Source organism: Pseudomonas brassicacearum (genome assembly GCF_009601685.2).
Lineage (GTDB): Bacteria > Pseudomonadota > Gammaproteobacteria > Pseudomonadales > Pseudomonadaceae > Aquipseudomonas > Aquipseudomonas kilonensis_B.
Genome location: NZ_CP045701.2, coordinates 2,013,199 through 2,028,326 on the forward strand (window position 1 = coordinate 2,013,199; position 15,128 = coordinate 2,028,326).

Annotated in this window: 12 protein-coding genes; 8 read left to right on the plus strand and 4 right to left on the minus strand. The window is 61.0% G+C overall.

What is annotated here, in order from left to right; translation table 11 throughout:
* The first annotated feature begins 51 nt into the window (after window positions 1-51).
* The 8 genes from ppsA to GFU70_RS08855 all read left to right on the plus strand — a co-directional run bounded on the left by ppsA (window position 52) and on the right by GFU70_RS08855 (window position 8,184).
* Window positions 52-2,427, plus strand: a complete 2,376-nt coding sequence (ppsA, locus tag GFU70_RS08820; protein WP_064106901.1) for a phosphoenolpyruvate synthase — start codon at window positions 52-54, stop codon at window positions 2,425-2,427.
* 168 nt (window positions 2,428-2,595) lie between these two features.
* Window positions 2,596-3,585, plus strand: a complete 990-nt coding sequence (locus GFU70_RS08825) for an alpha/beta fold hydrolase (protein ID WP_153387886.1) — start codon at window positions 2,596-2,598, stop codon at window positions 3,583-3,585.
* 126 nt (window positions 3,586-3,711) lie between these two features.
* The gene (gene rraA, locus GFU70_RS08830; protein WP_003199517.1) at window positions 3,712-4,203 is read left to right on the plus strand and encodes a ribonuclease E activity regulator RraA; all 492 of its coding nucleotides are present in this window, start codon (window positions 3,712-3,714) and stop codon (window positions 4,201-4,203) included.
* Between the two features lie 25 nt (window positions 4,204-4,228).
* Window positions 4,229-5,224, plus strand: coding sequence for a zinc transporter ZntB (locus tag GFU70_RS08835; protein ID WP_058542371.1), 996 nt, complete (start codon window positions 4,229-4,231; stop codon window positions 5,222-5,224).
* A gap of 63 nt (window positions 5,225-5,287) precedes the next feature.
* The gene (locus GFU70_RS08840) at window positions 5,288-5,533 is read left to right on the plus strand and encodes a hypothetical protein (RefSeq protein ID WP_014337331.1); all 246 of its coding nucleotides are present in this window, start codon (window positions 5,288-5,290) and stop codon (window positions 5,531-5,533) included.
* Window positions 5,534-5,535: 2 nt separating this feature from the next.
* On the plus strand, window positions 5,536-6,360 hold the full coding sequence (locus GFU70_RS08845; RefSeq protein WP_058542370.1) for a mechanosensitive ion channel family protein: 825 nt from the start codon (window positions 5,536-5,538) through the stop codon (window positions 6,358-6,360).
* A gap of 91 nt (window positions 6,361-6,451) precedes the next feature.
* A complete protein-coding gene (gene sigX / locus GFU70_RS08850; protein ID WP_042729583.1) occupies window positions 6,452-7,042 on the plus strand; it encodes an RNA polymerase sigma factor SigX in 591 nt (196 codons plus the stop codon).
* A 107-nt stretch (window positions 7,043-7,149) separates the two neighbouring features.
* A complete protein-coding gene (locus GFU70_RS08855; RefSeq protein WP_058542369.1) occupies window positions 7,150-8,184 on the plus strand; it encodes an OmpA family protein in 1,035 nt (344 codons plus the stop codon).
* A 600-nt stretch (window positions 8,185-8,784) separates the two neighbouring features.
* Here GFU70_RS08855 and cobA read toward each other — a convergent pair.
* Genes cobA through nirB form a run of 4 tightly spaced genes read right to left on the minus strand, consistent with a single transcriptional unit; the run spans window position 8,785 to window position 15,035 of the window.
* On the minus strand, window positions 8,785-9,540 hold the full coding sequence (cobA, locus tag GFU70_RS08860; RefSeq protein WP_058542368.1) for a uroporphyrinogen-III C-methyltransferase: 756 nt from the start codon (window positions 9,538-9,540) through the stop codon (window positions 8,785-8,787).
* A 10-nt stretch (window positions 9,541-9,550) separates the two neighbouring features.
* A complete protein-coding gene (locus tag GFU70_RS08865) occupies window positions 9,551-12,268 on the minus strand; it encodes a nitrate reductase (protein WP_153387887.1) in 2,718 nt (905 codons plus the stop codon).
* The gene (gene nirD / locus GFU70_RS08870; RefSeq protein ID WP_058544713.1) at window positions 12,268-12,585 is read right to left on the minus strand and encodes a nitrite reductase small subunit NirD; all 318 of its coding nucleotides are present in this window, start codon (window positions 12,583-12,585) and stop codon (window positions 12,268-12,270) included. The genes GFU70_RS08865 and nirD overlap by 1 nt, the downstream gene beginning before the upstream one ends.
* Window positions 12,582-15,035, minus strand: coding sequence for a nitrite reductase large subunit NirB (gene nirB, locus GFU70_RS08875; protein ID WP_153387888.1), 2,454 nt, complete (start codon window positions 15,033-15,035; stop codon window positions 12,582-12,584). The genes nirD and nirB overlap by 4 nt, the downstream gene beginning before the upstream one ends.
* Window positions 15,036-15,128 lie beyond the last annotated feature (93 nt).

A 15,128-nucleotide genomic window follows, 5' to 3' on the forward strand; every position in this document is an offset into this window, starting at 1 on the left:
GGAGCCACCGGTGCCTTGAGCTTTTCCAACACAGTTAGTGGAGAGATCACCTTGGTAGAGTACGTAGTTTCCCTCGATAAGCTCGGCGTCCATGATGTGGAGCATGTGGGGGGCAAGAACGCATCCCTGGGCGAGATGATCAGCAACCTCGCCGGTGCCGGCGTATCGGTGCCAGGTGGCTTCGCCACGACCGCCCAGGCTTATCGTGATTTCCTGGAACTGAGTGGCCTGAACAAGCAGATCCACGATGCGCTCGATGCCCTGGACGTCGATGACGTCAATGCCCTGGCCAAGACCGGTGCCCAGATCCGCCAATGGATCATGGAAGCCGAGTTCCCCGAGAAACTGAACGCCGAGATCCGCACCGCTTTCGCCAAGCTGTCCGAAGGCAATCCCGACATCGCCGTCGCCGTGCGCTCCTCGGCCACTGCCGAAGACCTGCCGGATGCCTCCTTCGCCGGCCAGCAGGAAACCTTCCTGAACATCCGTGGCGTGGAAAACGTCATCCGTGCCGCCAAGGAAGTCTTCGCCTCCCTTTTCAACGACCGTGCCATTTCCTACCGTGTGCACCAGGGCTTCGACCACAAGCTGGTTGCCCTGTCCGCCGGTGTGCAGCGCATGGTCCGCTCCGAAACCGGCACCGCCGGCGTGATGTTTACCCTCGACACCGAGTCGGGCTTCCGTGACGTGGTGTTCATCACCGGCGCCTACGGCCTGGGTGAAACCGTCGTGCAGGGTGCCGTGAACCCGGACGAGTTCTATGTCCACAAAGGCACGCTGCAAGCCGGTCGTCCGGCCATCCTGCGCCGCAACCTGGGCAGCAAGGCCATCAAGATGGTCTACGGCGACGAAGCCAAGGCCGGTCGTTCGGTGAAGACCGTCGACGTCGACAAGGCCGAGCGCGCGCGTTTCTGCCTGACTGACGCTGAAGTCAGCGAACTGGCCAAGCAGGCGATGATCATCGAGCAGCACTACAAGTGCCCGATGGACATCGAGTGGGCCAAGGACGGTGACGACGGCAAGCTGTACATCGTGCAGGCCCGTCCGGAAACCGTGAAGAGCCGTACCCAGGCCAACGTCATGGAGCGCTACCTGCTCAAGGAAACCGGCACCGTGCTGGTGGAAGGTCGTGCCATCGGCCAGCGCATCGGCGCCGGCAAGGTGCGGATCATCAAGGACGTTTCGGAGATGGACAAGGTCCAGGCCGGCGACGTACTGGTCTCCGACATGACCGACCCGGACTGGGAACCGGTGATGAAGCGCGCCAGCGCCATCGTCACCAACCGCGGCGGGCGTACCTGCCACGCGGCGATCATCGCCCGTGAACTGGGGATCCCGGCAGTGGTCGGTTGCGGCAACGCCACCGAGCTGCTCAAGGACGGCCAGGGTGTGACCGTGTCCTGCGCCGAAGGCGATACCGGCTACATCTTCGAAGGCGAACTGGGCTTCGATATCAAGAAGAACTCCGTGGACGCCATGCCGGACCTGCCGTTCAAGATCATGATGAACGTCGGCAACCCGGACCGCGCCTTCGACTTCGCGCAACTGCCGAACGCCGGCGTGGGCCTGGCCCGCCTGGAGTTCATCATCAACCGCATGATCGGCGTGCACCCCAAGGCGCTGCTGAACTACGACGGCCTGCCGCAGGAAATCAAGGACAGCGTCGACAAGCGCATTGCCGGTTACAACGACCCGGTCGGTTTCTACGTCGAGAAGCTGGTGGAAGGCATCAGCACCCTGGCGGCGGCGTTCTGGCCGAAAAAGGTCATCGTGCGCCTGTCGGACTTCAAGTCCAACGAATACGCCAACCTGATCGGCGGCAAGCTCTACGAGCCGGAAGAAGAAAACCCGATGCTGGGCTTCCGCGGCGCTTCGCGCTACATCAGCGAGTCGTTCCGCGACTGCTTCGAACTCGAGTGCCGCGCCCTCAAGCGCGTGCGCAATGAGATGGGCCTGACCAACGTCGAAATCATGGTGCCGTTCGTCCGGACCCTGGGCGAAGCGAGCCAGGTCGTCGACCTGCTGGCGGAAAACGGCCTGGCTCGTGGCGACAATGGCCTGCGCGTGATCATGATGTGCGAGCTGCCGTCCAACGCGATCCTGGCTGAAGAATTCCTCGAGTTCTTCGACGGTTTCTCCATCGGCTCCAACGACCTGACCCAACTGACCCTGGGCCTGGATCGCGACTCCGGGATCATCGCGCACCTGTTCGACGAGCGGAACCCGGCGGTCAAGAAGCTGCTGGCCAATGCCATTGCCGCCTGCAACAAGGCAGGCAAGTACATCGGCATCTGCGGCCAGGGCCCTTCGGACCACCCGGACCTGGCCAAATGGCTGATGGAGCAGGGCATCGAAAGCGTTTCGTTGAATCCGGACTCCGTGCTGGAAACCTGGTTCTTCCTGGCTGAGGGTCAGGCAGCGGTCTGATCGAGTGAAGGGCCTGATCGACTAAAGCCCGTCAGTTAAATCGCAGAACCTGTGGGAGCGGGCTTGCTCGCGAAAACGGAGTGTCAGACAACATCAATGTTGACTGTTCTACCGTCTTCGCGAGCAAGCCCGCTCCCACATCCGCCCTTTTTTTTGTGCAAGAGCATTATGCAAAGCAGCAGCAACCTCTTTCCTGTCGCCCTGATCAGCGCCGAGCTGCGCGGTGATCTGAGCGAAGACGTCTATCGTTTGAAACCCGGCAACAGCCCGGACTACAGCGTTGAGCTGGCCGTCACCCGCCTGGGCATGGCCGACGCCTGCGAAACCCGCGGGGTCCCGGTGATCTTGTTGCACGGCAGCTTTTCCAACCGGCGCTTCTGGTATTCACCCAAGGGCATGGGCCTGGGCGCGTACCTGGCACGCCTGGGGTTCGATGTCTGGATCCCCGAGATGCGCGGCCATGGGTTGTCCCAGCGCAACCAGGCCTATCGCAACAATCGCGTGGCTGACTACGCCCGCTACGACTTGCCGGCCATTGGCGCCTTCGTGCGTGAGCAGAGCGGGCAAGTGCCCCACTGGATCGGTCATTCCCTGGGTGGCATTACCCTGGCGGCCGCCTTGGGCGGCCACTACCTGGGCGAACCTGCGGTGGCGTCGGCGGCGTTTTTTGGTACCCAGGTCAGCCGCACCTACTGGCCGCTGAAGATTCCACCAGTGGAGTGGAGCGGCCGGTTCATCCTCAAGCGTTTTGCCCAATTGTCCGGCTCAAGGCTCAAGCGTGGCCCCGAGGACGAGCCCATCGGCCTGGCCTTGGAAAGCATGCGCTGGTACGGTCTGTTCGGGCGTTTCGGCGATGCCGAGAAGAACTGGTGGGCCGGGTTGGCCGATGTCCAGTTGCCGGTGTTGGCGGTGAGTGCCGCCGGCGATCACCAGGACCCGACCTGGGCATGTCGCAAACTCTTCGAACAGATCGGCTCCGAGCACAAGCAGTTTGTCTGCCTGGGCCGGGGACAGGGTTTCACCAATGACTTCGGTCACGTCGAGATGCTGGTCAGCAAGGCTGCGCATCTTGAGGTCTGGCCGCTGGTGGCACGTTGGCTCAAGGATCAACAGGCACCCTTGCTGGCCGAACGGTCCCCGTTGGCCGAGGCGGTTTGAAGCGAAGGCTCTGACAAGGGCATTTCGCTCAGGTCTGCTTGCGGCTAAGATATGACGCTTCAAGCGGTTCCAGTCACAAACGGTTGCTCATTCAGTCTGACGTTCCAGCCTTTCAGGAGTTGTTCGATGAACCATTACCTCACGCCCGACCTGTGCGACGCCTACCCGGAACTGGTACAGGTGTTGGAGCCGATGTTCAGCAATTTCGGCGGTCGCGATTCCTTCGGCGGCGAAATCGTGACCATCAAGTGCTTCGAGGACAATTCGCGGGTCAAGGAGCAGGTTGAACTCAAGGGCAACGGCAAGGTGCTGGTCGTCGACGGTGGCGGCTCCCTGCGTCGGGCATTGCTGGGCGACATGCTGGCGGAAAAAGCCGCGAAAAACGGCTGGGAAGGGCTGGTGGTCTACGGTTGCATCCGCGACGTCGACATCATTGCCCAGACCGACCTCGGGGTTCAGGCCCTGGCCAGTCACCCGATGAAGACCGACCGGCGCGGCGTCGGCGAACTCAATGTGCCGGTGACCTTTGCCGGTGTGACGTTTCGCCCGGGCGAGTATGTCTATGCCGACAACAACGGTGTGATCGTCTCGCCAAGCCCGCTGAAAATGCCTGAATAAAGCAGCACGGCCATAAGGGATGAGGATGTTCGAGGAAGAAAACGCGCAATGGGGGCTGGTGCATGCCCTGGTGCTGGACGGTAAAGGCGGCGCGCGTTCCATAGCCCGGACCGAACTCGACGATTTGCAGTTGCAGGCCCATGAAAGCCTGTGGCTGCACTGGGATCGCAGTCATCCGCAGACTCACACCTGGCTGCGCAAATCCAGTGGCCTGAGCGAATTCAACTGCGACCTGCTGCTTGAAGAGAACACCCGGCCGCGGCTGTTGCCGTTGCCCAATGCCGAGCTGCTGCTGTTCCTGCGGGGGATCAATCTCAACCCGGGGGCCGAGCCTGAAGACATGGTCTCGGTACGGATCTTTGCGTCCGCCCAGCGTGTCATTTCCCTGCGCCTGCGTCCGTTGCGCGCCACCGATGAGCTGTTGGCGCAACTGGCCGAGGGCAAAGGCCCGAAAACGGCGTCCGAACTGATCCTCTACATGGCGCAATACCTCACCAACAAGGTGCAGGACCTGGTCACCTGCCTGTGCGAAATCGTCGATGACGAGGAAGAAAAACTCGATACCGACGAACGGTATACTCCCGAGCACGACGCTATTTTGCACATCCGCCGACGGGCCGCCGGCCTCAAGCGATTCCTGGCGCCACAGCGGGACATCTTCGGCCAAATGACGCGGCTCAAGTTGCCGTGGTTTTGCGACGATGACGGCGACTACTGGAACGAATTGAACAACAGCCTGACCCGTTACCTGGAGGAGCTGGAATTGACTCGGGAGCGCGTGGGGCTTGTGCTGGAGGCCGAAGACCGACGCCTTTCGGTGCGCATGAACCGTACCATGTACCGCTTCGGCATCGTCACCGGGATTTTCCTGCCCATGAGCTTTCTCACCGGCCTTCTGGGTATCAATGTCGGCGGCATTCCATTTTCCGCAAGCCCCTACGGTTTCATGGTCGCCTGCCTGCTGATGATTTGCGTGGCGCTGGGGCAGTGGTGGTTGTTCCGTCGTTTGCGCTGGGTGTGATGGGGTTTCATGTGACCCGACGAAATTTGATCGCGTCTTCCACAGACATCACGAGAGGTGCGTATGCACGATCCGTTTGAACAGTCTTTGCGCGACATGCTCAAGGCTTCGCCGTCCAGCCGGGACGACGATGCATGCCTGGGACGTGTACTGAAAACCGCCAACCGCCAGGTCGGCGCAGGCGATCTGTTCAGCCTGCTGGGCCGCTGGTTGCCCGCGCTGATGATCGCCCTGAATAACGGATCGGCCCATGTCTCGCCGGTTTCCCGCCGTAAACCTGTTACTCGCACCGCTGATAAGGCTGATTGAATATGGAACTTGATCTCTGGACCCAGAGCCTCGTCACGGCAATGACTGCGTTGTGGACCAAAATAGCTAACTTCATCCCGAACCTCTTCGGCGCGCTGGTAGTGCTGTTGCTGGGCTTTGTCGTGGCCAAGCTGCTGGACACGCTGCTGTCCAAGTTGCTAGCCAAGCTGGGCCTGGATCGCCTGATGGGCGGCACCGGCTTGACCAAGTTGCTGTCCCGAGGCGGCATCCAAGTGCCGATCTCGACCTTGGTCGGCAAGATCGTGTATTGGTTCGTACTGCTGATTTTCCTGGTTTCGGCAGCAGAATCCCTTGGCCTTGAGCGGGTTTCGGCTACGCTCGATATGCTTGCTCTGTATTTGCCGAAGGTTTTTGGTGCCGCGCTGGTGCTGCTGGTCGGCGTACTGCTGGCGCAACTGGCTAACGGGCTGGTGCGCGGCGCGGCCGAGGGCGTTGGGCTGGAATACGCCGCTGGCGTGGGGCGAATTGCCCAGGGCCTGGTGATCATCATCAGTATTTCGGTGGCGATCAGCCAGTTGGAGGTCAAGACTGACCTGCTCAACCACGTGATCGTGATCGTTTTGATTACCGTTGGTCTGGCGGTTGCGCTGGCAATGGGGTTGGGAAGTCGGGAAATCGCCGGCCAGATCCTGGCGGGAATCTATGTGCGTGAATTGTATGAGGTTGGGCAACAAGTGCGTGTTGGCGAGGTCGAAGGCCAGATCGAAGAGATTGGCACGGTAAAGACCACATTGCTGACCGAGGAGGGCGAGTTGGTGTCGCTTTCCAATCGGATCCTGCTGGAACAGCATGTGAGTAGCCGCTAACCCGGCAAACCCTGCTAATGTATGCCGCCGCAAAATGCCCGATACTGCAGGCTGCGGCGCACATTGACCTAGACTGTCGGCCCGACTTGTTTTGAACAAACCCCAATCGCTATCCACGCGCTACGACCCCCGTGATCTCTCTGATGAGGAGTTGGTCGCGCGCGCGCATACGGAGCTGTTTCACGTAACGCGTGCCTATGAAGAGTTGATGCGTCGTTACCAGAGAACTTTATTTAACGTTTGTGCGCGTTATCTGGGGAACGATCGTGATGCTGACGATGTCTGTCAGGAGGTGATGTTGAAGGTGCTGTATGGCCTGAAGAACTTCGAGGGGAAATCGAAGTTTAAAACATGGCTTTATAGCATCACGTACAACGAATGCATCACGCAGTATCGCAAGGAACGACGAAAGCGTCGCTTGATGGACGCGTTGAGCCTGGACCCTCTGGAAGAAGCGTCTGAAGAAAAGGCGCCCAAGCCCGAGGAGAAGGGTGGACTTGATCGCTGGCTGGTTCATGTGAACCCGATCGATCGGGAAATTCTGGTGCTACGATTTGTCGCAGAGCTGGAATTCCAAGAGATCGCAGACATAATGCATATGGGTTTGAGCGCGACAAAGATGCGTTACAAGCGTGCTCTTGACAAATTACGTGAGAAATTTGCAGGTATTGCTGAAACTTAGTTTGGCGCAAATATCTCTTACGTGTAGGCAAGTTCTGATAGACTTGCCGCCGAGTTGTCCCCCGGTTTGCGGGACTGCTTCACAATCACCAGATGGGGATTTAACGGATGAAACTGAAAAACACCTTGGGCTTTGCCATTGGTTCTTTGATTGCTGCCACTTCGTTCGGCGCTCTGGCACAAGGCCAAGGCGCAGTTGAAATCGAAGGCTTTGCCAAGAAAGAAATGTTCGACAGCGCTCGTGATTTCAAGAACAACGGCAACCTGTTCGGCGGTTCGGTCGGTTACTTCCTGACCGACGACGTTGAACTGCGTCTGGCCTACGACGAAGTCCACAACGCACGTACCGATGATGGCACCAACGTCAAGGGCGCCAACACCGCTCTGGACGCTCTGTACCACTTCAACAACCCAGGCGACATGCTGCGTCCTTACGTCTCTGCCGGTTTCTCGGACCAGAGCATCGACCAGAATGGCAGCAACGGTCGTAACCGTTCTACCTTTGCCAACGTTGGTGGCGGCGCCAAGCTGTATTTCACTGACAACTTCTATGCCCGTGCCGGCGTTGAAGCTCAGTACAACATCGACCAGGGCGACACCGAGTGGGCGCCTAGCGTCGGTATCGGTGTGAACTTCGGTGGCGGCTCCAAGCCTGCTGCTGCTCCAGTTCCAGCTCCAGCTGAAGTCTGCTCCGACAGCGACAACGATGGCGTGTGCGACAACGTCGACAAGTGCCCTGACACCCCAGCCAACGTAACCGTTGACGCTGATGGCTGCCCAGCTGTTGCTGAAGTCGTACGTGTTGAGCTGGACGTGAAGTTCGACTTCGACAAGTCGGTCGTTAAAGAAAACAGCTACGGCGACATCAAGAACCTGGCTGACTTCATGAAGCAGTACCCATCCACCAGCACCACTGTTGAAGGTCACACTGACTCCGTCGGTCCTGACGCTTACAACCAGAAGCTGTCTGAGCGTCGTGCAAACGCCGTTAAGCAAGTTCTGACCAACCAGTACGGTGTTGAATCGTCCCGCGTTCAGTCTGTTGGCTACGGCGAATCCCGCCCAGTTGCTGACAACGCCACTGAAGCTGGTCGTGCAGTTAACCGTCGCGTAGAAGCGCAGGTTGAAGCCCAAGCTAAGTAATTAGCCCACAGCTTTGGAAGAGCCCGGCCTAGGCCGGGCTTTTCTTTGACTGGGATTTATGAAAGCCAGGGGGGAAATAGTTTTCGGTGGCGGTTTGATTGGGTGCATATCCATTGCTGCGCGATGGCGGTCTGACGGCATGACCGGGTACATATCCATTGCTGCGGTAACGGCTACTTAGGGTTCCGCCCTTACGGCGGCTCACTTTTTTTCAGACGCCAAAAAAGTAAGCAAAAAAGGCTTGCCCCACCACTCGGTGCCTCGCTTAGGCTCGGCATGCCCTCACTCCGGCATTGCTCCGTGGCCCACTGCGCAATGCCTGCGTTCGGCCAGCGTGGTTAACGGGGCGCCCCCAGATCAAGATCAAAAGCGAGGCGGCCTAACAGCCGGCCTGGCTCTCCCGGTCGTACACCCATCCGATCTGTGGGAGCAAAGCTTGCTCGCGAGGCGGCCTAACAGCCGGCCTGGTTCTCCCGGTCGAACTCAGATCCCATTGTGGGAGCGAGCTTGCTCGCGATTGCTGTGTGTCAGTCACCATCCAGGCTGCTGATACACCGCAATCGCAAGCAGGCTCGCTCCCACATTGGTAGGGGATCTATGTCAGAGGGCTGAAACCTGGCCCCAGGCAGACGGGGTGGCGGCCAGTTCGGCCGCACCGGCCACCGCGCCAATCACCAGGATCGCCGGGCTCTTGAGTTGAAAGGCGCTGGCATCGCCTTCCATCGAGGCCAAGTCGCTACGGCAGTCACGTTGATGGGGCAGGGACGCGTTTTCGATCATGGCCACGGGCGTATCCGCCGCCAGGCCACCGGCCAGCAGCTGCTCACGGATCTCGCTCAGTTTCGCCACGCCCATGTACACCACCAGCGTCGTGCCGCTTTGCGCCAAGGCTTGCCAGTTCAGGCTGCTGCCGTCCTGGGTGTGGGCCGTCACCAGCGTCACGCCCCGGGCGATCCCGCGCAGGGTCAGTGGGATATCGCACTGGGTCGCCCCCGCGAGGCCGGCGGTGATGCCATTGACCATCTCCACTTCGACACCCTGCTCGCGCAGCCACTGCGCCTCTTCACCGCCGCGGCCGAAGATGCACGGGTCGCCGCCCTTGAGACGTACGACGCATTTGCCCTGGCGGGCATAACGCAGCATCAGGCGATGGATAAAGGCCTGGGGTGTGGAGCGGCAGCCGCCGCGCTTGCCCACGGCAATGATGCGCGCATCGGGGCAATGTTCCAGCACTGCGGCGTTGACCAGATCGTCGATCAACACCACGTCGGCCTCGCCCAGGGCGCGCACGGCTTTGAGGGTCATCAATTCAGGGTCACCGGGACCTGCACCCACCAGCCAGACTTTTGCGTTCATAGTGTTTTCCTCACGAGATAGCCGCCAGCGGTTGCGCAGTGGCAACCAGCAGGCGCTTGATTTCCGGTACGCAGGAGCCGCATTGCGTGCCACAGCCCAGTTCCTGTTTGAGCCCCTGCAAGTCCAGGCCCCGTTCAATGCCTGCGCAGATCGCACGCTGGCTGACGTTCATGCAGTTGCACAGTGTTTTGCTGCCACCCGTTGCGGCACCGACATTGCCCGGTGGCGCGCTCAAAGGCGCCAGCAGCCAGCGCCGCAGTTGTTCATCGGCACGACCTTCCAGCCACAGGCTCTGCAGCCAGTGCCGGGCCAGGGTTTCTCCGGCCAGGCGAATGGCGGTGATGCGGCCGTTTTCGATGCGCACCCGCTTACCGATGGAGCGACGCGGATCGTCATAGGCCAGCACCGGCCCATCGATCAGGCCCAATTGTTCGTCGATGGCCTGGAGCAGCTGCGGTTGGGGCGCGATGGCGCTGGCTGCGCGAATCAGCAGCGCGGGACGCTCACGGCCAGTCAGGCTCAGGCTGACGTAGGAAAACGCCTCGCACAGGGGGCGCAGGGCCTCCAGATGCTGTTGAACATCGCCTTCGATCAAGGCGAAAAGCTGCCAAGGCAGGTCCACCGGCTCCAGGCGCACGCCGCTGTGCTTGAGTTCCGGTTGTTTCGACAAGGGGTCGAAGGCCGGTTGCGTCAGGGTATTCACGCCGCCCTTGAGGAACCGGTCGCCCCAGTGCATGGGCAGGAACGCCTGGCCGGGACGCACGCTGTCGTCGCTGTCCACGGCGACGATCACGCTGCCGCGACGGCTCTTGAGGTTGACCAGGTCGCCCGCTTGCAGGCGATGGCGTTGCAGTTCGTCGGGGTGCAGGCTGAGCACCGCTTCGTTCACATGACCGAACAACTGCGCGGCGGTACCGGTACGGCTCATGCCGTGCCACTGGTCACGCAAGCGGCCGGTGTTCAGGGTCAAGGGATAGCGGGCGTCACGCAGTTCCTTGGCGGCGCGATAGGGGTCGGCGACAAACCGCGCCCGACCGCTGTCGGTAGGAAAAATCCCGTCCACGTACAGGCGCGCCGTCCCGACCGTGGCGCCGTCCGGGAAGGGCCATTGCTGAGGGCCGAGTTCATCGATCAGGGCATGGCTGATACCCGACAAGTCCAGGTCGCGACCACGAGTCAGCTGTTTGTATTCATCGAACAGTTGGGCCGGGCTTTCAAAGGCGAACAGGCTGGGCTGGCCCGGACGCAGGCGTTTTTCCAGGCGTTGTGCGAAATCCACGGTAATCGCCCAGTCCGCTCGTGCTTCACCCGGTGCGTTAATTGCCCGACGGACGTGGGAAATGCGCCGCTCGGAGTTGGTCACCGAGCCTTCTTTTTCGCCCCAACTGGCCGCTGGCAGTAGCAGGTCGGCAAAGGCGGCGGTTTCGGTGGTCCGGAACGCCTCCTGCAACACCACGAATGGACAAGATTGCAGGGCTTCACGCACCGCGGTCTGGTCCGGCATCGATTGGGCTGGGTTGGTGCAGGCGATCCACAGGGCCTTGATCTTGCCGCTGCGAACCTGCTCGAACAGCTCGATGGCGCTCAAGCCAGTGGAGGCGGGCAGTTGCTCGACGCCCCAGTAGTGGGCGACTTCGGCACGATGCTCCGGGTTGGCGGCTTCGCGATGGCCCGGCAGCAGGTTCGACAGGCTGCCGGTTTCCCGCCCGCCCATGGCATTGGGCTGCCCGGTCAGCGAGAAGGGGCCCGCACCCGGTCGGCCGATCTGCCCCATGGCCAAGTGCAGATTGATCAGGGCGCTGTTTTTCGCGCTGCCGGCGGTGGACTGGTTCAAACCCATGCACCATAACGACAGAAAGCTTGGCGAGGTGCCGACCCATTCGGCGCACTGGTGCAGGTGTTCGACGCTGATGCCGCACAACTGCGCGACCATCGTCGGGGTGTAGTCGCGTACCAGGTTTTTTAGCTCCGCCAGACCTTCGGTGTGGGCCTTGATGAAGTCACGGTCGACCCAGTCTTCCCACAACAACAGGTGCAAAATCCCATGGAACAAGGCGACATCGGTGCCCGGCAGGATCGCCAGGTGCAGGTCTGCCAGGTCGCAAGTGTCGGTGCGCCGGGGGTCGATGACGATGATTTTCATCTGCGGCCGGCGGGATTTGGCTTCTTCCAGGCGGCGAAAGAGGATGGGATGGGCGTAGGCCATGTTACTGCCGACGATCATCACGCAGTCGCTCAACTCCAGGTCTTCATAGCTGCAGGGCGGGGCGTCGGCACCGAGACTGCGCTTGTAGCCCACCACGGCGGAGGACATGCACAGCCGCGAATTGCTGTCGATGTTATTGGTGCCCACCAATGCCCGGGCCAGCTTGTTGAAGGCGTAGTAATCCTCGGTCAGCAATTGGCCGGAGATGTAGAACGCCACGCTGTCCGGGCCGTGCTCGGCGATGGTCTCGGCGAAGACGCTGGCGGCGTGATCCAGGGCGCTGTCCCAGCCGGTGCGGGCCCGGGCCAGGCCTTTGCCCAGGCGCAGTTCGGGGTACAGGGCGCGGGCGGCGAGGTCGCCGGTCAGGTGCAGGGTGGAGCCCTTGCTGCACAGTTTGCCGAAGTTGGCCGGATGGGCGGGATCGCCGCTGACGCCGAGGATGCGCTCGCCGTCATGCTCGATCAGGACGCCGCAACCGACCCCGCAATAACAGCAGGTCGAGGCAGTGATCTGGCGGTTCATCAGCTTGCGTCCCGCAGGGCCAACTGGACCCGGCCGTTTTCGACCCGGGCCGAATGATGATGGGCGCAGCCCACGTCCGGGGCTTGGGCCTGGCCGGTTTCCAGGTCGATCTGCCAGTTGTGCAGTGGGCAGGCTACGCGTTTGCCGTAGACCAACCCTTGGGACAACGGGCCGCCCTTGTGCGGGCAACGGTCATCGAGGGCGAACACTTCATCGTCACTGGTACGAAAAATCGCGATATCGCCTTTCGGGCCGTTGATGATGCGCGAACCCAGGATATTGATGTCTTCCAGTGCGCAGATATCCAGCCAGTTCATGCCGGCACCTCCAGGTTTTTCACGGGGATGACCTCAAACTCTTTCTTCAGCTGGGGTTGTTCCAGGCGTTGTTTCCACGGGTCTTGTTCCAGCGACAGGGAGAACTTCAACCGCTCATGAAGCGCTTTGCGCCGCGTCGGGTCTTCAAGCACGGCTTTCTTGATGTGGTCCATGCCGACCCGCTGCATGTAATGCACGGTGCGTTCGAGGTAGAAGGCTTCCTCGCGGTACAGCTGCAGGAAGGCGCCGTTGTATTCACGCACTTGTTCGGCAGTCTTGAGCTTGACGAAAAACTCGGCGACCTCGGTCTTGATCCCGCCGTTGCCGCCGATGTACATCTCCCACCCGGAATCGACGCCGATAATGCCGACATCCTTGATGCCCGCTTCCGAACAGTTGCGTGGGCAACCGGAGACGGCCAGCTTGACCTTGTGCGGCGACCACATGTTGAACAGGTCGTGCTCCAGCTCGATGCCCAGTTGGGTGGAGTTCTGCGTACCGAAGCGGCAAAACTCGCTGCCCACACAGGTCTTCACGGTGCGGATGGACTTGCCGTAGGCGTGGCCGGACGGCATGTCGAGGTCTTTCCACACGCCGGGCAGGTCCTGCTTCTTGATTCCCAGCAAATCGATGCGTTGGCCGCCGGTAACCTTGACCATGGGCACGTTGTATTTGTCGGCCACGTCGGCGATGCGCCGCAGCTCCGAAGGGTTGGTCACGCCACCCCACATCCGTGGGACGACCGAGTAGGTGCCGTCTTTCTGGATGTTGGCGTGGGCACGTTCGTTGATCAGGCGCGACTGAGGATCGTCGTGGGCTTCGCCAGGCCAGGTGGAAATCAGGTAGTAGTTCAACGCCGGGCGGCAGGTGGCGCAGCCGTTGGGGGTGCGCCAGTTCAGGTAGCTCATGGCCCCGGCGATGGTCAGCAAATGCTGGTCGCGGATCGCCTGGCGGATCTGGCCATGGTTGAGGTCGCTGCAACCGCAGATGGCTTTTTCGCTTTTCGGTTTGACGTCTGCCGCACCGCCGACGGTGTTGATCAGGATCTGCTCCACCAGGCCGGCGCAGGAGCCGCAGGAACTGGCAGCCTTGGTGTGTTTTTTCACGTCATCGACGCTGAACAGCCCGTGTTCCTGGATCGCCTTGACGATGGTGCTCTTGCACACGCCGTTGCAGCCGCAGACTTCGGCAGTGTCGGCCATGCTCATGGCTTTGTCCTGGCCCTGATGACCTACGTCTCCAAGAGCGTTTTCCCCGAACATCAAGTGATCGCGGATCTCGCTGATGCCATGGTTCTCACGGATCTGGCGGAAATACCAGCCGCCATCCGCCGTATCGCCGTACAGGCAGGCACCCACGAGCACGTCGTCCTTGATCACCAGCTTTTTGTAGACGCCGCCGATGGGGTCGGAAAGGGTGATGGTCTCGGTGCCTTCGCCGCCCATGAAGTCGCCGGCAGAGAACAGGTCGATGCCGGTGACTTTCAACTTGGTCGACGTGACCGAGCCCTTGTAAGTGGCGAAGCCCAGTTGCGCGAGGTGGTTGGCGCAGACCTTGGCCTGTTCGAACAACGGCGCCACCAGGCCGTAGGCGGTGCCGCGGTGGCTGGCGCATTCACCGATGGCGTAGATGCGTGGGTCGTAGGTTTGCATCGTGTCGTTGACCAGGATCCCGCGGTTGCACGGGATGCCGGATTTTTCCGCCAGTTCGGTATTGGGACGGATGCCGGCGGCCATCACCACCAGGTCGGCGGGGATGATGTCGCCGTTCTTGAACTGCACCGAGCCGACCCGGCCATTGCCGGCGTCGTGCAACGCCTGGGTCTGTTCGCTGAGGCGGAACTTCAGGCCACGGTTTTCCAGGGCGGTCTGCAACAGTTGGCCGCTGGTCTTGTCCAGTTGCCGTTCCAGCAGCCATTCGCCCAGGTGCACCACGGTCACGTCCATGCCCCGCAGCTTCAGGCCGTTGGCGGCTTCCAGGCCGAGCAGGCCGCCGCCGATCACCACGGCGTGCTTGTGGGTCTTGGCGGTATTGATCATCGCCTGGGTGTCGGCGATGTCGCGGTAGCCGATCACGCCTTCCAGGGTGTTGCCGGGGATCGGCAGGATGAAGGGCGTGGAGCCGGTGGCGATCAGCAGACGGTCGTATTCGGCCTCGCTGCCGTCTTCGGCGATGACCCGGCGCTTGACCCGGTCGATTTCCACCACTTTACGGTTGAGCAGCAGCTTGATGTTGTTGTCCAGGTACCAGCTCAGGTCGTTGAGCACGATCTCTTCGAACGTCTGCTCGCCGGCCAGCACCGGCGAGAGCAGGATGCGGTTGTAGTTGGTGTGGGGCTCGGCGCCGAACACTGTGATGTCGTACAGCTCGTTGCTCAGCTTGAGCAGCTCCTCGAGGGTTCGAACCCCGGCCATGCCGTTGCCGATCATCACCAGTTTGAGTTTCTTCATCAGGGTTCTCCGCAAGCGCATGTCCGTTTCATCACGGCGATCGGACTGGCTCGGTCATTTTTACGAAAACAAAAAAAGGCGTCCCGCTAGCAA

Coding starts and splice junctions, on each gene's coding strand:
- GFU70_RS08825 (WP_153387886.1), top strand. CDS start 2,596: ATGCAAAGCAGCAGCAACCTCTTTCCTGTCGCCCTGATCAGCGCCGAG.
- rraA (WP_003199517.1), top strand. CDS start 3,712: ATGAACCATTACCTCACGCCCGACCTGTGCGACGCCTACCCGGAACTG.
- GFU70_RS08835 (WP_058542371.1), top strand. CDS start 4,229: ATGTTCGAGGAAGAAAACGCGCAATGGGGGCTGGTGCATGCCCTGGTG.
- GFU70_RS08840 (WP_014337331.1), top strand. CDS start 5,288: ATGCACGATCCGTTTGAACAGTCTTTGCGCGACATGCTCAAGGCTTCG.
- GFU70_RS08845 (WP_058542370.1), top strand. CDS start 5,536: ATGGAACTTGATCTCTGGACCCAGAGCCTCGTCACGGCAATGACTGCG.
- GFU70_RS08855 (WP_058542369.1), top strand. CDS start 7,150: ATGAAACTGAAAAACACCTTGGGCTTTGCCATTGGTTCTTTGATTGCT.
- cobA (WP_058542368.1), bottom strand. CDS start 9,540: ATGAACGCAAAAGTCTGGCTGGTGGGTGCAGGTCCCGGTGACCCTGAA.
- GFU70_RS08865 (WP_153387887.1), bottom strand. CDS start 12,268: ATGAACCGCCAGATCACTGCCTCGACCTGCTGTTATTGCGGGGTCGGT.
- nirD (WP_058544713.1), bottom strand. CDS start 12,585: ATGAACTGGCTGGATATCTGCGCACTGGAAGACATCAATATCCTGGGT.
- nirB (WP_153387888.1), bottom strand. CDS start 15,035: ATGAAGAAACTCAAACTGGTGATGATCGGCAACGGCATGGCCGGGGTT.